The organism is Actinophytocola sp., assembly GCF_035942955.1.
Lineage (GTDB): Bacteria > Actinomycetota > Actinomycetes > Mycobacteriales > Pseudonocardiaceae > DASYTH01.
Map to the genome: position 1 here is coordinate 1 of NZ_DASZCQ010000024.1, position 16117 is coordinate 16117.

General features: G+C 70.9%; 16 protein-coding genes. 8 read left to right on the forward strand and 8 right to left on the reverse strand.

Annotation, left to right across the window (positions count from 1 at the left end; all coding sequences use genetic code 11):
- The first annotated feature begins 187 nt into the window (after positions 1-187).
- Together VGX25_RS01790 and VGX25_RS01795 are read left to right on the forward strand one after the other, a co-directional pair.
- Positions 188-2344: an RNA degradosome polyphosphate kinase gene (locus tag VGX25_RS01790; protein WP_326915759.1), complete on the forward strand. Its 2157-nt coding sequence runs from the start codon at positions 188-190 to the stop codon at positions 2342-2344.
- 6 nt (positions 2345-2350) lie between these two features.
- Positions 2351-3229, forward strand: a complete 879-nt coding sequence (locus tag VGX25_RS01795) for an NUDIX hydrolase (protein ID WP_326915728.1) — start codon at positions 2351-2353, stop codon at positions 3227-3229.
- A gap of 207 nt (positions 3230-3436) precedes the next feature.
- Here VGX25_RS01795 and VGX25_RS01800 read toward each other — a convergent pair whose 3' ends face one another.
- The 3 genes from VGX25_RS01800 to leuC all read right to left on the reverse strand — a co-directional run bounded on the left by VGX25_RS01800 (position 3437) and on the right by leuC (position 6203).
- The gene (locus VGX25_RS01800; RefSeq protein WP_326915729.1) at positions 3437-4027 is read right to left on the reverse strand and encodes an HU family DNA-binding protein; all 591 of its coding nucleotides are present in this window, start codon (positions 4025-4027) and stop codon (positions 3437-3439) included.
- Between the two features lie 156 nt (positions 4028-4183).
- A complete protein-coding gene (gene leuD, locus VGX25_RS01805) occupies positions 4184-4786 on the reverse strand; it encodes a 3-isopropylmalate dehydratase small subunit (RefSeq protein ID WP_326915730.1) in 603 nt (200 codons plus the stop codon).
- A 13-nt stretch (positions 4787-4799) separates the two neighbouring features.
- Entirely contained in the window at positions 4800-6203 is a 1404-nt protein-coding gene (gene leuC / locus VGX25_RS01810; protein ID WP_326915731.1) for a 3-isopropylmalate dehydratase large subunit, read from the reverse strand.
- Positions 6204-6328: 125 nt separating this feature from the next.
- Between leuC and VGX25_RS01815 the strand changes: the two genes are divergently transcribed.
- A complete protein-coding gene (locus tag VGX25_RS01815) occupies positions 6329-6991 on the forward strand; it encodes an IclR family transcriptional regulator (protein ID WP_414635702.1) in 663 nt (220 codons plus the stop codon).
- 15 nt (positions 6992-7006) lie between these two features.
- On the opposite strand, the gene VGX25_RS01820 is transcribed toward VGX25_RS01815, so the two are convergent.
- From VGX25_RS01820 to VGX25_RS01840, 5 genes are read right to left on the reverse strand one after another with little or no spacing between them, the layout of a single operon-like run.
- Positions 7007-7246 (reverse strand): VOC family protein, encoded by a 240-nt coding sequence (locus tag VGX25_RS01820; protein ID WP_326915733.1) that lies wholly within the window; start codon positions 7244-7246, stop codon positions 7007-7009.
- Positions 7247-7271: 25 nt separating this feature from the next.
- Positions 7272-7922: an FmdE family protein gene (locus VGX25_RS01825; protein ID WP_326915734.1), complete on the reverse strand. Its 651-nt coding sequence runs from the start codon at positions 7920-7922 to the stop codon at positions 7272-7274.
- A complete protein-coding gene (locus tag VGX25_RS01830) occupies positions 7919-8503 on the reverse strand; it encodes a hypothetical protein (protein ID WP_326915735.1) in 585 nt (194 codons plus the stop codon). Before VGX25_RS01830 ends, VGX25_RS01825 begins: the two co-directional genes overlap by 4 nt.
- Complete coding sequence (locus VGX25_RS01835) at positions 8500-9900, reverse strand: adenylosuccinate lyase family protein (RefSeq protein ID WP_326915736.1); 1401 nt, start codon at positions 9898-9900, stop codon at positions 8500-8502. Before VGX25_RS01835 ends, VGX25_RS01830 begins: the two co-directional genes overlap by 4 nt.
- Positions 9897-11153, reverse strand: coding sequence for a Glu/Leu/Phe/Val dehydrogenase dimerization domain-containing protein (locus VGX25_RS01840; RefSeq protein WP_326915737.1), 1257 nt, complete (start codon positions 11151-11153; stop codon positions 9897-9899). The genes VGX25_RS01835 and VGX25_RS01840 overlap by 4 nt, the downstream gene beginning before the upstream one ends.
- 234 nt (positions 11154-11387) lie before the next feature.
- Here VGX25_RS01840 and VGX25_RS01845 point away from each other — a divergent pair, with 234 nt between their 5' ends.
- The 5 genes from VGX25_RS01845 to VGX25_RS01865 are packed head-to-tail and all read left to right on the forward strand — an operon-like array spanning position 11388 to position 16117.
- Positions 11388-12485 carry a phenazine antibiotic biosynthesis protein gene (locus VGX25_RS01845; protein WP_326915738.1) on the forward strand — a complete coding sequence of 366 codons (1098 nt, stop codon included), beginning with the start codon at positions 11388-11390 and terminating at the stop codon, positions 12483-12485.
- Complete coding sequence (locus VGX25_RS01850; RefSeq protein WP_326915739.1) at positions 12485-13849, forward strand: aldehyde dehydrogenase family protein; 1365 nt, start codon at positions 12485-12487, stop codon at positions 13847-13849. The genes VGX25_RS01845 and VGX25_RS01850 overlap by 1 nt, the downstream gene beginning before the upstream one ends.
- Before the next feature lie 21 nt (positions 13850-13870).
- Positions 13871-14596, forward strand: a complete 726-nt coding sequence (locus VGX25_RS01855) for an SDR family NAD(P)-dependent oxidoreductase (protein ID WP_326915740.1) — start codon at positions 13871-13873, stop codon at positions 14594-14596.
- Complete coding sequence (locus tag VGX25_RS01860) at positions 14593-15783, forward strand: MFS transporter (RefSeq protein ID WP_326915741.1); 1191 nt, start codon at positions 14593-14595, stop codon at positions 15781-15783. Before VGX25_RS01855 ends, VGX25_RS01860 begins: the two co-directional genes overlap by 4 nt.
- A gap of 22 nt (positions 15784-15805) precedes the next feature.
- A complete protein-coding gene (locus VGX25_RS01865) occupies positions 15806-16117 on the forward strand; it encodes a muconolactone Delta-isomerase family protein (protein ID WP_326915742.1) in 312 nt (103 codons plus the stop codon).

The following is a 16117-nucleotide window of genomic DNA, read 5'->3' on the forward strand; positions in this document are numbered from 1 at the left end:
GCGCTGCGACGTGGACACCGAGGAGGATCTGGCGGCGGCCGAGGAGTTGGGGCTCGGGCCGCGAACGTCCACTTTGATCTATTGTGCCGCCCGCCCATGGGTGCGCACATGAACGGTGGATGACGGGTGCGACATCGAGCCGGCAGGGCTGCACAATGGGGGCGTGAGTACCGAGCGCGTGCATGAGCTGACCGGGGACGGGTCGGCCGAGGCTGTCGAATCAGTCCTGCCCGAGCCGCGCGGCGTGCCGTCGGCGCCGCCCGCGGTCACGCCGACGATCGCGGACACCGACCTGCCGGACGACCGGTACCTCAACCGCGAACTGTCCTGGTTGGACTTCAACGCCCGGGTGCTCGCGCTGGCCGAGGACGAGTCGCAGCCGCTGCTCGAGCGCGCGAAGTTCCTTGCCATCTTCGCGTCGAACCTCGACGAGTTCTACATGGTCCGGGTGGCCGGCCTGAAACGCCGCGACGAGACCGGTCTGACCGTGCGCAGCGCCGACGGCCTCACCCCGCGCGAGCAGCTGGCGTACATCTCCAAGCGCACCCAGGAACTGGTCGAGCAGCACGCCCGCGCGTTCGAGGAGCGGGTGCGCCCGCAGCTGGCCGCGCACGGCATCCGGATCGTCACCTGGGCCGACCTCGCCGAGCACGAGCAGCTGCGGCTGACGACGTACTTCAGCGAGCGGGTCTTTCCGGTGCTGACCCCGCTGGCGGTCGACCACGCGCACCCGTTCCCGTACATCTCCGGGCTGTCGCTCAACCTCGCGGTGACCGTGCGGGATCCGGAGGGGGGCACCGAGCGGTTCGCCAGGGTCAAGGTGCCGGACAACGTGCCGCGGCTGGTGCCGGCGGACGCGGGCGGGGACGACGCCGCCGACACCTTCCTCCCGCTGGAGGAGCTGATCGCCGCGCACCTGTCGGATCTGTTCACCGGCATGCAGGTCACCGAGGTGCACGCGTTCCGGGTCACCCGCAACGCCGACCTCGAGGTCGAGGAGGACCGCGACGAGGATCTGCTGCAGGCGTTGGAACGCGAGCTCGCGCAGCGCCGGTTCGGGCCGCCGGTCCGGCTCGAGGTGGCCGACGACATGAGCGAGCACATGATGGAGCTGCTGCTGCGCGAGCTGGAGGTGCACCCGAACGACGTGGTCGTGGTGCCGGGCCTGCTCGACCTGTCCTGCCTGTGGCAGCTGTACGCCATAGACCGCAAGCAGCTCAAGGATCCGCCGTTCGTTCCGGCCACCCACCCGGCGTTCGCCGAGCGCGAGACCCCGCGCAGCGTGTTCTCGACGCTGCGCGACGGCGACGTGCTCGTGCACCATCCGTACGACTCGTTCTCCACGAGCGTGCAACGGTTCATCGAGCAGGCGGCCGGCGACCCGCACGTGCTGGCGATAAAGCAGACGCTGTACCGAACCTCGGGTGACTCACCGATCGTGGACGCGCTGATCGCCGCGGCCGAGGCCGGCAAGCAGGTCGTCGCGCTGGTGGAGGTCAAGGCGCGGTTCGACGAGCAGGCGAACATCAAGTGGGCGCGGACGCTGGAGAAGGCCGGCGTGCACGTGGTCTACGGCTTGGTGGGCCTCAAGACGCACTGCAAGACCGCGCTGGTCGTGCGCCAGGAGGGGGCCACGATCCGGCGCTACTGCCACATCGGGACGGGGAACTACAACCCGAAGACCGCGCGGCTGTACGAGGACGTCGGGCTACTCACCGCGGAGCCGACGATCGGCGCGGATCTCACCGACCTGTTCAACGTGCTGACCGGGTACGCCCGGCAGGACCAGTACCGCAGCCTGCTCGTTGCGCCGTACGGGATCCGGCGCGGCATCATCGAGCGGATCGAGCACGAGGTGGAGCACCTGCGGACCGGGCGCCCGGCCGGGATCCGCTTCAAAATCAACTCCCTGGTGGACGAGCAGGTGATCGACGCGCTGTACCGCGCATCGCAGGCCGGTGTCGGCGTGGACATCGTGGTCCGCGGGATCTGCGCGCTGAAGCCGGGGATCCCCGGGCTGTCGGAGAACATCCGGGTGCGGTCGATCCTCGGCCGGTTCCTCGAGCACTCCCGGGTGTTCCACTTCGTCGGCGCCGACGAGCACTGGATCGGCAGCGCCGACCTCATGCACCGCAACCTGGACCGGCGGGTGGAGGTGCAGGTGCGGATCACCGACCCGAAGCTCACCGCCCAGCTCGACGCCATGCTCGACTCGGCGCTGGACCCGGCGACCCGGTGCTGGGTGCTCGGGCCGGAGGGCGAGTGGAAGGCGTCCCCTGAGGACGGTTCGTCCGTGCGCGACCATCAGGCGCAGCTGCTCGGCACGCATCGGGCGCTGAGCTGACCGGGCATGGCCGAGATCCTCGCCGCCGGCGCGGTGTTGTGGCGGCCGGGCGTCAAGGGACCGGTCGAGATCGCCGTCGTGCATCGGCCGAAGTACGACGACTGGAGCCTGCCCAAGGGCAAGCTCGAACCCGGTGAGCCGCTCTGGGCGGCGGCCGCGCGGGAGGTGGCCGAGGAAACCGGCTTCTCCGCCACGCTCGGCCGGTACCTGGGGCAGGTGCGCTATCCCGTGGGTGACGCGACCAAGACGGTGGACTACGTGGCCGCACGGGCCCGTTCCGGGGGGTTCCGGCCCAACCGGGAGGTCGACGAGTTGCGCTGGCTGCCGCCGCGCGAGGCGGGCAACCTGTTGAGCTACCCCCATGATCTGGACATCGTGCGGGCGTTCTCCGCGCTGCCGGCCGAACTCACCACGCTGGCCCTCGTGCGCCACGCCACCGCGGGCCGCCGCGCCGACTGGTCCGGCCCGGACGACCTGCGCCCGCTGTCCGATGCGGGTTGGCAGGAGGTGAAGGCGCTGCGCGCGATCCTCCCGCTGTTCGGCGTCGACCGGGTCCACTCCGCCCCGCTGCTGCGTTGCACGCAGACAGTCCAGCAGCTGGCCGAAGATCTCGGCACCCCGGTCATCGCGGAGCCGATGCTGTCCGAGCGGGGCTACACGGGCCACGAGGACGCCGCCGTGGCCCGGCTACGGCAGATCGCCGCGGCCGGCGGCACACCCGTGGTCTGCAGCCAGGGCGGCGTGATCCCGGACCTGCTGTCCCGCCTGGCCCCGGACTCCGGACTGGACCTCGACGACGCTCCCCACCGCAAGGGCAGCATCTGGCTGCTGTCCTTCACCCGCGAAGCCCGCCTCCTGGCCGCCCACTACATCCCCACGCCCTGAACCGGCGTGTTTGCCTCTGGCGTCGCCGTGTTGGCGCCTGGCGCGCGGAACTAGCGCGCAGAACGCCAACACACCGACGTGAGCCGCCAACACACCCGCGCCAGCCGCCAACATGACGACGTGAGACGCCAACACAACGACGTGAGGTGCCAACACGCGCGGAACCCCGGGGCCCAACCGGCGGACCCCGGGGTTCCTCTCTCCTACCTACTTCTTGCCGGTCTTCTTGGCGGCCGGGCGGGTCGCCCTGGCCGGGGTGGCCTTCTTGGCCGGGGTCGCCTTCTTCGCCGTGGACCGCGTCGCGGCCTTCGGCGCCGCCTTCGCGGTGCTCTTGGCCGCGGTGGTGCGCGCCGTCGTGCGTGCGGTCGGCTTCGCCGCCGTGGTCCGCGAACGCGTGGTCGCGGTGCGGGTGGCCGCGGCGCGGCCGGTGGTGCTGCTGCTCCTCGTCGCGGTGGTGCGCGTGGACGACGACGACGCGGCCGCGCGGCCGGCGCCGGCGCGAGCACTCACCTTGGGCAGCTTCTTGGCACCGCTGATGACGTCCTTGAACGTCGTGCCCGCACGGAAGGCAGGCACCGTCGTCTTCTTCACCTTCACGGTCTCGCCCGTGCGCGGGTTGCGGGCGGTGCGGGCGGCCCGGGCGCGCTTCTCGAACACGCCGAAGCCGGTGATGTTGACCTTCTCGCCCTTGTTGACCGTGCGCACGATCACGTCGACGAGACCGTCGACCGCAGCACCTGCGGCCTTCTTGTCGCCGAGGCGCTCAGACAACGCCTCGATCAGTTGGGCCTTGTTCACCCTTCAGTCCTCCATGAGAACGTACTTCCGTCTCGGCCCATCTGGCCGACTCTGTGCCACCGTATGCCTAATCGCGCGTAATTTCCACGCGACTCGCCCAAATTCGCCACTTCGGGCGGCCGAATCCCTTGCCTCGCGGGGCGATCGGAGGGGCGATCAGGTGGTCGGAGCGGGGGTGGTGGTGGGCTTCCACTGCGGCCGGTTGCGTTCGAACTCGGTGATGGAGTCCGCGTGTCGCAGGGTCAGGGCGATGTCGTCGAGCCCTTCGAGCAGGCGCCAGCGGGTGTAGTCGTCCACCGCGAACGGGGCGACGAACTCGTTGGCGCGCACGGTCTTCTCCCGCAGGTCGACCGTCACCTCGGTACCCGGCCGGGTTTCGAGCAGCTTCCACAGCTGCTCCACGTCGGCCTGGTCGCACTCGGCGGCCAGCAGCCCCTGCTTGCCCGCGTTGCCGCGGAAGATGTCGGCGAACCGGGAGGAGATCACCACCCGGAACCCGTAGTCGCACAGCGCCCACACGGCGTGCTCGCGTGAGGACCCGATGCCGAAGTCCGGCCCGGCCACGAGCACCGTGCCGGCCCGGTACGGCTCGGCGTTGAGCACGAACCCCTCGTCGGCCCGCCAGGCGGCGAACAGCCCGTCCTCGAACCCGGTACGGCTCACCCGCTTCAGGTAGACCGCCGGGATGATCTGGTCGGTGTCCACGTTGGACCGGCGCAGCGGCACCCCGACGCCGGTGTGGCTGGTGAACGGCTCCATGGTTTCGGCTCCCTCAGCTCAGGTCTTCCGGCGACGACAGCGTGCCGCGCACCGCCGTGGCGGCGGCCACCAGGGGGGAGACCAGGTGGGTCCGGCCGCCCTTGCCCTGCCTGCCTTCGAAGTTGCGGTTCGATGTAGACGCGGCCCGCTCCCCCGGCTTGAGTTGGTCCGGGTTCATGCCAAGGCACATCGAGCACCCCGCCGAGCGCCACTCCGCGCCGGCCGCAAGGAACACCTTGTCCAGCCCCTCGGCCTCGGCCGCCGCGCGCACCCGCATGGAGCCGGGCACCACCAGCATGCGCACCCCGCTGGCGACCTTGCGGCCGCGCAGCACCTCGGCGGCGGCGCGCAGGTCCTCGATCCGCCCGTTGGTGCACGAGCCGAGGAACACGGTGTCCACCGAGATGTCCCGCAGCGGGGTGCCCGGGGTCAGATCCATGTATGACAGTGCCTTCTCGGCGGCCAGCCGGGCGTTGTCGTCGGCCATGTCCGCGGGGTCCGGCACCCGCCCGGACAGCGGGAGGCCCTGGCCGGGGTTGGTTCCCCAGGTGACGTACGGGGTCAGCGCGCCGGCGTCGATGTGCACCTCGGCGTCGAACTCGGCGTCTGGGTCGGTGCCCAGCCCCCGCCAGTAGTCGAGCGCGGCGTCCCACGCGGCGCCGGACGGCGCGTGCGGGCGCCCCTTCAGGTAGGCGAACGTGGTCTCGTCCGGCGCGATCATGCCGGCCCGTGCGCCCGCCTCGATGGACATGTTGCAGATCGTCATGCGGGCTTCCATGGACAGCTCGGCGATCGCCGCGCCACGGTACTCCAGCACGTAGCCCTGCCCGCCGCCGGTGCCGATCTTGGCGATGACCGCGAGGATGATGTCCTTGGCCGTGACGCCGGCCCGCAGCCGTCCGTCCACATTGATCGCCATGGTCCGGAACCGCCGCAGCGGCAAGGTCTGGGTGGCCAGCACGTGCTCCACCTCGGAGGTGCCGATGCCGAACGCGAGCGCCCCGAAGGCGCCGTGGGTGGAGGTGTGGCTGTCCCCGCAGACCACCGTCATGCCCGGCTGGGTCAAGCCCAGCTGCGGGCCGACGACGTGCACGATGCCCTGCTCGGCGTCGCCCATCGGGTGCAGCCGGATCCCGAACTCGGCGCAGTTGTGCCGAAGCGTCTCGACCTGGGTCCTGGACACCGGATCGGCGATGGGCAGCTCGATCCCCTCGGTCGGGACGTTGTGATCCTCGGTCGCGATCGTCAGATCCGGCCGGCGCACCCGGCGGCCGGCCAGGCGCAGGCCGTCGAACGCCTGCGGGCTGGTCACTTCGTGCACGAGGTGGAGGTCGATGTAGAGCAGGTCGGGTTCGGCGCCGCTGCCCTGCCGCACCACGTGTGCGTTCCATACCTTCTCGGCGAGCGTGAGTCCCATGGCCGTATCAACCTTTGCAGCGTTCCACTGACTGGACATCCCATATTGCGGGAACATAGTATCGCGTCGTGGGACAGCCTAGTACTAAAGAGCAGCACAGTGGTATCGGGGTTCTTGACAAGGCGATGTCCGTGCTGCAGGCGGTAGCCAAGGAGCCGTGCGGGCTCGCCGAGCTGTGCGCCAAGACCGGCCTGCCGCGCGCCACCGCGCACCGGCTGGCCGTCGGGCTGGAGGTGCATCGCCTGCTGCGCCGGGGATCCGACGGCCGCTGGCGGCCCGGCGCCGCGCTCGCCGAGTTGGCCGGCGGCGCCACCGACCCGCTGCTCGACGCCGCCAACGCCGTGCTGCCCCGGCTTCGCGACCGCACCGGCGAGAGCGTGCAGCTGTACCGGCGGGACGGTCTGCACCGCATCTGCATCTGCGCCGCCGAACCACCCAGCGGGTTGCGCGACACCGTGCCGGTCGGCGCCCGGCTGCCGATGACCGCCGGCTCGGGCGCCAAAGTCCTTGCCGCGTGGGCCGATCCCACCATCCAGCGCACCGTCCTCGCCGACGCCGTGTTCGGCGAGCGGGCCCTGCTCGAGGTTCGCCGCCGCGGCTGGGCACAGAGCGTCGCCGAGCGCGAGCCCGGCGTCGCCAGCGTGTCCGCCCCGGTGCGCGACTCCTCCGGCGCCGTGATCGCGGCCGTTTCGGTGTCCGGACCGATCGACCGCATGGGCCGCCGGCCGGGCGCCCGCTGGGCGGCCGACCTCCTCGCCGCCGCCGACGCGCTGCAGAACCGGCTCTGAGTTCCAGATGGACAGTCAAATACCGCGGGGCTCGGCGAAGCGCAGCATGGTTCCCGAGGGGTCGCGGAATGCGCAGTCGCGTACGCCGTTGGGCTGGTCGGTCGGCTCCTGGAGCACCGGGCTCACGGTGACCCAGCGCATCCCCTCGGCTCGGACGTCGTTGCGTACTTCGAGGCCGAGCACGTCGCGGTAGAAGGCGAGCGCACTGTCAAGGTCGTCCACGGCGATGAAGCAACGGGAGACCCGCAGATCCATCCCGTCACGCTACGACGCCGGCGGCTCAGCTGGCAATTTGGGGTGGGGAATGGTGGTGGTGGCCGTGGTCCGGCGGCAGCACGCCGCCGTGCGCCCGGAGGTGACACGGCGGGCACAGCATCCGGCCGCGGTGGTCGTGCAGGATGTCGACGCCGGTGAGGTCGCCGCAGCCGGCGCAGGGGGCGCTCGGCTTGAGCCGGTGCCGTTCGGGCATCGCGTCGGTGGTCTCCGCCACGACGAGGAGTGCCTCGACCGGAGCGGCCAGGATGCGCTTGACGCGGGCGGTCTGCAGCCGGCTGAACAGCGCGCGGTCCGCGCCGGTCGCGGTGCCGTCCTGGATCCTGTTGTACAGGGCCCAGGTCTGCTCGTCGCGGTACGCGTCGCCGTTGGGCCGGGCGGAGATCTTGATCCCGGCGCCGTCGAAGCGACGCCAGAACGAGAAGGTGTACTTGCCGTTGTCGACGTGGACCAGGTTGCCCTTGCCGAACGTGCACCCGGTCAGCACCTGGATCGCGTCCAGCGCGCACGAGTCGGTCTCCGCCGTGGCGACCAGCTCGTTTTCGAAGCTGTGCCGGCCGAACCGCTGCGCGGCGAGCTCGGCGATGCGGTAGCCGACGGCGATGCCTGGGCATTCATGGGTGTGGAACCGCAGGACGTCCTCGTAGGTCGCGGTCATGACGCAGCTCTTCTCCCGGCTGTCACGGTGGTCAGGGACTTCGGCGCGAGCCGGATGGTGGCCTCGCGGTCGTTGTCGCCCTCGTAGAAGGCGCGGATCGACGGCCGGCGCAGGTCGACCGCCGAGTAGATGAACGTCCACTGGCCGGTGTCGGCGGCCAGCGAACGGTCGAGGCGGGTGCACGAGTCGCGCATGGGGTCGTGCGGCCACGGAACGCGATGGGTGTGGTAGTTGCCGAACGGGATCCAGCCGTACGCGTCGCAGACGTCCTCGATCGCCATCAGCTCCAACGGGTTGGCGATCCACCCGCGCTGCTCGTTGGGCGTCTCCGACGGGATCGCGAACGAGTCGACGATCTCGTCCATGTCGTCGCGGTACCGGTCGTCGCGGCGCATGTTGACCAGCAACGGGAACACCGCAGTGACGGTGAAGCCGTCGGGCCCTGGCGTGCCGGCGAGCATCCCGAAGGCCTTGCGCTCCGGGGTCTCGCCGTCGAGGTAGTAGCCGCTCATCTTGCGCACGACGTGGCCGACGATCGTGGCGTAGAGCGGCTGCGGCAACAGGATCGTCGTCGCGGTCATGCGGCCGCCCGTCCGTCCAACCAGGACCTCGCCCGATCCACCACGCGCCTGGTGAGTTGCGAGGACTGGCCGAGGTACCGGCTCGGGTTGAAGATCCGGCGCACCTCGTCGTCGGCCTCGACGCACCGCTTTGGGTGGGTGAGGAAGATCTCGCGCAGCGGGATGCCGTCGCGCCGCGCCTCCTGGCTCAGCTCGTAGACGACCTCGTGCGCGAACTGCTTGCCGGCGCGCTCACCGATGGCCAGCATCAGCGCCTCGGTCGCCAGCTGGTCGGAGACCTCCTGGACGTTCTCGCGCATCCGGTCGGTGTGCACGACGAGGCCGTTGAGGATGATGCGCAGGATCTCGCAGCCGGACAGGGCGTAATGCGAGACCTCGGGCACGATCGCCCATTCCAGCCGCAGAGACCGGGAGTCGCGCTCGTTGTCCCCGCTCATCGCCGCCATCGCCGCCGGAACCAGGGTGGCGCAGAGCCGGGCCATGACCACTGCCTGCTCGCTGGCCTCCGGGTTGCGCTTGTGCGGCATGGTGCTGCTGCCGACCTTGCCGTGGTGCCAGCCCTCCTCCAGCTCGCCCATCTCGGGCCGGGACAGGGTGCGCACCTCGTCGGCGATGCGGCCGACGGTTCCGGCGATCATCGCCAGCGTCGACACGTACTCCGCGATCCGGTCCCTCGACACGTGCCAGCCGATCAGCGGGGCCGTCAGGCCGAGCCGGCCGGCGAACCCGTCGAGCAGCTCGAGCGCCTGGTCGCCGAAGCCGGCCATGGTGCCGACCGCGCCGAACAGCTCGGCGGTCAGCACCCGGGGACGCATGTTCTCCACCCGCTCGGCGTGCCGGAGCATCTCGTCCAGCCAGCTCGCCACCTTGACGCCGAAGGTCAGCGGCAGCGCGGGTTGCGCGTGGGTCCGTCCCAACGCGACGGTGGTCTCGTGCTCCTCGGCCAGCTCGGCAAGGCGGACCATGATGTCGCGGAGCATGTCCTCGAGCTCGTCGAGCACGTCGCGCATCTCGAGGGACTGCCCGGTGTCCTGAATGTCCTGAGTGGTCGTGCCGTAGTGGATGTACTCACCGGCGCCGTCGTCGACGGCCTCCTGGAACACCCGCAGCAGGCCGACGAGCGAGTGGCCGGTGCGCTCGATCTCCGCCTTGACCTTCCCGAGATCCAGCTTGTTGACCTGAGCCGCCTTGCCGATCTTCTTCGCCGCCTCGGCCGGAATGATGCCGAGGTCGGCCTCCGCCATGGCCAGCGCCGCCTCGATGTCGAGCCAGCGCTGGAACCGGCAGCGGTCGCAGAAGATCCTGCGGGTGGCCGGCGTGCTGTAGCGCCGGCCGTAGAACGTGGAGTCGACGATGTGGCTGCGCTCGTGCCGGCAGTCCTCGTGCCCGGTGCTCACCTGATCTTGCCTCTCTTCTTAGCGGGACGGCCCGCCTTGGCAACGCGGTTACCGCGCGGCCGGCGCCCGGATGGCAGGTATGGGCTGGAGCCGTATGGCGGTCCGTCCGGGTGGACGGGGGCCGCCGCGGCGATGTCGAGCGCCACCTGGCTCGGTGGCAGCCCGCGGGTGCGCGCGGCGCCGAGCACGTCGGTCACCAGTTCGTCGATCAGGCCCTCGAGCAGGTCGAGGACTTCCTTGGGGGACGGCGTGCTCGCCGGTCCGAACAGCGTCTCCATGGACGCGGAGCCGCCGATGCCGCCGATGAAGTCGGGCACCACGACCACACCGCGGTCGGTGAGGATGCGCTCCACCTCCGGCGTGATGCCGCAGTTGGCGGCCACCACGACCACCGGCGCGGGCAGCACGGCGGCCTGCTCCGGGGTGAGCGCATCCTCGGCCGCCGCGAGCACGAGCACGTCGACCGGAAGTTCACAAAGGACACTCGGGGGCAGCCGCAGCGGCTGGCCGAGCAGGTCGACCACCGGGCGCGACCGGTCGGCTTGCAGCATCCGTGCGACGTCGAAACCGTGCGGATCGACCATGCAGCCGTGCTCGTCGCCGACCGCGGTCACCGACGCGCCCCAGTTCGCAAGGGAGTAGGCCGCGGCCCGGCCGAGGTTGCCGAAGCCCTGCAGGCCGACGTGCAGCCCCTTGACCTTGTAGCCGGCGTGCCGGGCCGCGGCGACGGTGGCGGCCGCCACGGCGTGACCGGCCCGGCGCTGGCTGACGGTGTAGGCCCCGACCTTGGCGTCGAGCAGGCTCTGCCGCCGGGCGAACTCCTCGTCGCTGAAGCCCTGCGCCTTCTTCACCGCCACCTTGACCGAACCGATGCCCATGGCGGTGGCCAGCTCCTCGAGCTGCTCGAACCGGGTGCCCATGTCGCAACCCATGCTGAACCGGGTGAGCAGCTCGTGCCGCAGGAACTCCAGAAAGCGGCCGAGCACCGCCCGGCTTCCCGGCGCCTGCGGATCGAAGTCGACGCCGCATTTCGCGCCGTCCACGTTGGTGCCGAGCACCCGCTGCTTCAGGGTCATCCGCTCGGCCAGCGCGGACAGCGTGTCCACCGTGAGGCCGGGCCACATCCGGCATCCGCCCGCCGCCAGGCGGCACTCGATGCGGTCGTACACGAGATACCCGGTGCAGCCTTCCACCGGATCGACGAACTCGAGGACGTGCTGTCGAGTGGTCAATGGAGCGCCGACTGCGTCCACGGGGTGCTCCCCTCACGAGTTGTGATTTCCGCGCCATTTCAAAAAGCACGGGCACTGCGGTCACGATAAGCGCCGCCGGCGAGCTACAGCTTCTTCAAACCTGAGCGATTCCTCCTGGAAGCTGGCTAAATCGGCCCACTCCTTGAATCACGCTGCACCGCGGCTTGCGCCCGGATCGGCGGTCCGGCATGGTGCCAGCAGTCCGTTTGTCCTGACTAACTCGCGAGCTGACAAATGCCTGATGATTTCAGCACGATCTTCGAGGCGCCGCTGGATCAGCCACCCACCCTCGATGAGCTCGTCCGAGCCACCATGGCCTGGCACTTCTCGCCGAGCACCGGAAGTCCATACTGGACCAGCCGGGTGGCCGACCTCGGCTTCGACCCGCTGACCGACGTCCGCGGCGCCGAGGACCTCGCCCTGTTCGACGGCGTGACCGTGGACTGGGCCACGATTCCGGCCCAGCAGCTCATCCCGCGCGGCAGCCGCCCCGAGACGCCGTTCGGCGTCTTCGAGTCCGGCGGCACCACCGGGGCGCCCAAGCGGATCGTGGACGCGGACTCGCGGCGGCGCAACATCGAGTATCAGAGCAGCGTCCTGGACCTCGCCGGCTTTCCGCACGGCGAGGGCGGCTGGCTGCACGTCGGTCCGACCGGGCCGCACGTGATGGCCAAGAACGTCGGGAACCTGGCCACGATGCGCGGGTTCCTGCGCTACTTCGTCGACCTGGACCCGCGGTGGGCCAAGCGGTGCGTGGCCGAGGGCCGGCAGGACGACTTCAACCGGTACGTCAGCCACATCCTCGACCAGGTGCGCGACGTGCTGGCCACTCAGGACATCCGCGCCATCTCCTCCACCCCGCCGATCCTGGCCGCCATGGCCGCCCGGCCGGACGTCTACGAGCCGCTGCGCGCGAAGGTCCGCGGCATCGTCTGGGGCGGCACCAGCGTCGACGCCGAAACGCTGCGGCTGCTCGAGGAGGAGGTCTTCCCGGACGCCGTCATCCAGGGTGCGTACGGCAACACGATGATGGGGATGGCGCCCCAGCGGCCGCGCCGCGACGGCGACCCCGCACCGTGCATCTTCCGGCCGTTCTACCCGTACACCGTGGTGGAGCTCGTCGATCCGCAGTACCCGGACAAGCCGGTGGACGAGGGCGTCGAGGGACGGGTCAAGGTCACCACGCTCACCAGGGACCTGTTCGTGCCGCCCACACTCGAGCGCGACGCGTGCACCCGCCGCACCCCGATCGGCCACCCGACCGGGATCGAGCTGTCCGGCGTGCGCCCCGCCGACACCGGCGGCCCGGCGATCGTCGAGGGGGTCTACTGATGGCGTACCGGGTGTCCATCGTCCGAACCGGAAAGGTGGCCTCGTCGGCCGAGACCGCCGAGCTGCGCGCGGTGGACGACAGCCTACTGGCCACTGTGGACATCGCGCCGCCGCTGCTGGCCGGGCTGACCGTCCGCGAGGCGCGCCGGACCGCCCGTCCCACGGCTCCGGATCCGGAGCTGCTGCGTCTGGCCGGCAAGCTGTTCGCCAACGACACTCTCGACGGTCTGTCCCCCGAGGGTTACTGCGAGATGCAGGCCCGCGCCGCCGGGGTCCCGATCCGGGTGGCGCGGCGGTCGATCGTCGAGATGGAGACCACGTTCGCCAACATGGGCGCCAGGGTCGCCGCCGAGCGGCCCGCCGGGGCCGGCCAATCCGTCCGCCCCGGACAGATCGAGCCGGTCTGGGTGCGCCGCGGCGACGTGCTCGCCGTGGTCGCGCCCAGCAACAACCCGGGCACCCACACGCAATGGATCCAGGCGGTGGCCAACGGCTACCAGGTCGTCGTCCGGCCCGGCGCCAAGGATCCGTTCACCCCGGCGCGGATGATCGCGGCGATGCTGGCCGCCGGCATACCGCCGACGGCGCTGTCCCTGCTGCCCGGCGGGCACGCCACGGGCGACGCGCTGGTCGAGGCCGCCGACCTGAGCCTGGTGTTCGGCGGGGACACGGCCATGGCGCGGTACGGGGGCAACCGGTCGGTGATCATGCGCGGACCCGGACGCTCCAAGCTGCTGCACTCCGGCCCGATCACCGAGTCGGTGCTCGACACCATCGCCGCCTCCGTCGGCTACGACGGCGGGATGCGGTGCACCAACGCCAGCGCGGTGTTCACCGACGCCGACCCCGGCGAGCTCGCCGGTGCGGTCGCCGAGCGCCTTGCCCGGCTCAACCCCGCGCCGCCGCAGTCGCCGGACGCGGAACTTCCGGTGCTGCCGGCCGAAACGGCCCGCGCCCTGCGCGCCCAGCTCGAGTCCCGGCTCGCCGGGGCGGTCGACGTCGCCGTCGGACACTACTCCGGCGGCCCGGTGGCCGACCTCGGCGACGGATCGGCGGCCATGCGGCCGGCCGTGCTGCTGTGCGCGACGCCCGACCACCCGGGATCGGCGATCGAGCTGCCGTTCCCGTGCGTGTGGATCCTCCCGTGGCGCCGCGAGCTCGGCATGGCCCCGCTCGGCGACACGCTGGCGTTGACCGTCCTTTCCGAGGACCGCACGCTGGCCGAGGAGGCGTTGCGGACGCCGGCGATCCGCAAGGTCCTCTTCGGACCCCTGCCGACCTGGTCGCAGGGGCCGGTAAGCCCGCACGACGGCATGCTCGGGCACGCGCTGATGGAGGCGCGCGCGTTCGGGGTGGCGAGGTAGATGAACCGAGAGGAGCGACCCATGGCCCGCACTGCCGTGGTCACCGGTGGAGGCGGCGGAATCGGCAAGGCCATCGCGGCCGCCTTCGCCGCCGACGAGCATCAGGTGTACATCACCGGCCGCCGAGCCGACGTCCTGAACGCGACGGCCGACGCGCTCGGCCCGAGGGTCACCGCGGTCGTCTGCGACGCCACCGATCCCGACCAGGTCGCGTTGCTGCGCAACAAGGTCGACGGCCCGGTGGACATCCTGGTCAACAACGCCGGCAGCGCCCCGGCCTTCCTCGGCCTGCGGACCGACGACCTGCACGCGGTGGCCGCGCACTGGCGCGCCGACTTCGACGCCAACGTGCTCGGCGCCGTGCTGACCACGTCGGCGCTCGAGGAGCAGCTGGCCGGCGGCGGCGCCGTCGTCCACATCGGATCCTTCGCCACCGACCGCGGCCAGGGCGCCTACGGCGCGGCCAAGGCGGCCCTCGCGGCGTGGAACCTCCACCTGGCCAAGAAGCTCGGCCCGCGGGACATCACCTCGAACGTGGTGTCACCGGGCTACATCGCCGAGACCGAGTTCTTCGGCGAGGGGATGCCGCCGGCGTTCTACGAGCAGCGGGTGGCCGAGACCTTGGTCGGGCGGCCGGGCCGGCCCGAGGACATCGCCGGGCTGGTGCGGTTCCTCACCACCCCGGCGGCCCGGTACATCACCGGCCAGAACCTGCACGTCAACGGAGGGGCGCTGACGACACGATGACGACGGCCGTGCGGGAGAAGAACAATCTGGCAATCCTGTACGCCGGCTGGTTCCTGCTCGACGTCGACCTGATCCTGATCGCTCCGCTGCTGGTGCCGGCGGCCGAGCACTTCCAGGCCAGCCTGAGCACGACGACCCTGGCGCTGACCGCGTACCTGCTGATGTTCGGTCTGATGCAACCGATCTACGGCAACTACTCGGACTCGGTCGGCCGGGTCCGGGTGATGCGGATCGGCATGGCCGGGATGGCCGGCGCGGGCCTGCTCGCCGCGCTGGCCCCGAACGTGACCCTGCTGATCGTGGCGTGGGGCGTTTCGGGGGCGTTCGCCGGAGCGCTGCCGCCGGTGACGATGGCGTACGTGGGCGACACCGTGTCGGCCGAGGAGCGGCAGCGCGCGATGTCCGGCCTCATGGCGGTCTCCGCGCTTGGCATCGGCGCGGGCACGGTCGGCGGCGGGCTGCTCGCCGAGCTGGTCAGCTGGCGGGCCGCGATCGCGGTGGTCGCGGTGCTCGCGCTGGGGGCCTGCATGCTGTACCGCAAGCTGCCCGAGTCGTTCGATCCCGAGCGGCGGCGGGGCCGTGGGATCGCGCTCGGCCGCGTGGCCGAGCTGCTCAAGGTCAGCTGGTTTCCGTTCCTCGTGGTGTTCTGCTTTGTCGAGGGCGGGCCCATGGTGGGGTTCTTCAACTTCTTCAACGCGTCGCTGCAGGTGCACGGCAGCTCCTCGGTGGTCACCGGGCTGGTCACCAGCTCGTACGGGCTGGGGGCGGTTGGTGGCTTCCTGCTGGTCCGGGCCGTCCACTCGAGATTCTCGTCGGCCACGATGTTCGCCGGCGGCACGGGGTTGCTGCTGCTGGCCTACGCCTCCGCCGCGATCAGCCAGACCGTTCTGGGGATCCTCGCGGCCAGCGTGCTGTCCGGCATGGCCCTCTCGGTGGCGCAGTCGACCATTCAGGACTGGACCATCGCGGCCGCCCCCGAGCACCTGCGCGGGACGGCGTCCTCGCTGGTGGCCAGCGCGGTGTTCACCGGCGGCGCGGCCAGCACCGCGATTGTCGGCGGGCTGGCCTCCTCCGGCGACTTCACGCTGCTGTTCCTGGTCGCCGCGGCGGTCACCCTGCCGGTGCTGGCGGTCGGCGCGCTGGCCAGGATCCGGTTCACCCGCGCGCAGTCGAGTCAGGTTGGTTGACCGTCTTAAGGAGAGAGAGCAGATGGCGCTATTCGCTGTCATAGCCCGGAAGGCACCGGTCGGGATCAGCGCGGACGAGTTCAGCGAGCGGCTGGCGAGGGGCTTCGAGTACACCAAGGAGCTGGTGGAGAAGGGAACCCTGAAGCACCGCTGGATCCTCGTCGGCGCCTCGGCGGGCCTCAACATCTACGACGCCGAGTCGCACGAGCACCTGATGTCGCTGCTGTACAGCAGCCCGGCGGCGCAGCACCTCGAGTTCGAGGTCTACCCCCTGATCGACCCGTCGGCGTTCGACCCGCGGTCACACCTGGACGACAAGGAAGACGCGGCCTAG

Bases quoted from the DNA above. Each gene is read 5' to 3' on its own strand.
- VGX25_RS01830 (WP_326915735.1), bottom strand. From the start codon at position 8,503: ATGACCGCGACGACGATCCTGTTGCCGCAGCCGCTCTACGCCACGATC.
- leuD (WP_326915730.1), bottom strand. From the start codon at position 4,786: ATGGAGCCGTTCACCAGCCACACCGGCGTCGGGGTGCCGCTGCGCCGG.
- VGX25_RS01860 (WP_326915741.1), top strand. From the start codon at position 14,593: ATGACGACGGCCGTGCGGGAGAAGAACAATCTGGCAATCCTGTACGCC.
- VGX25_RS01845 (WP_326915738.1), top strand. From the start codon at position 11,388: ATGCCTGATGATTTCAGCACGATCTTCGAGGCGCCGCTGGATCAGCCA.
- VGX25_RS01825 (WP_326915734.1), bottom strand. From the start codon at position 7,922: ATGACCGCGACCTACGAGGACGTCCTGCGGTTCCACACCCATGAATGC.
- VGX25_RS01855 (WP_326915740.1), top strand. From the start codon at position 13,871: ATGGCCCGCACTGCCGTGGTCACCGGTGGAGGCGGCGGAATCGGCAAG.
- VGX25_RS01850 (WP_326915739.1), top strand. From the start codon at position 12,485: ATGGCGTACCGGGTGTCCATCGTCCGAACCGGAAAGGTGGCCTCGTCG.
- VGX25_RS01865 (WP_326915742.1), top strand. From the start codon at position 15,806: ATGGCGCTATTCGCTGTCATAGCCCGGAAGGCACCGGTCGGGATCAGC.
- VGX25_RS01795 (WP_326915728.1), top strand. From the start codon at position 2,351: ATGGCCGAGATCCTCGCCGCCGGCGCGGTGTTGTGGCGGCCGGGCGTC.
- VGX25_RS01820 (WP_326915733.1), bottom strand. From the start codon at position 7,246: ATGGATCTGCGGGTCTCCCGTTGCTTCATCGCCGTGGACGACCTTGAC.
- leuC (WP_326915731.1), bottom strand. From the start codon at position 6,203: ATGGGACTCACGCTCGCCGAGAAGGTATGGAACGCACACGTGGTGCGG.
- VGX25_RS01815 (WP_414635702.1), top strand. From the start codon at position 6,329: ATGTCCGTGCTGCAGGCGGTAGCCAAGGAGCCGTGCGGGCTCGCCGAG.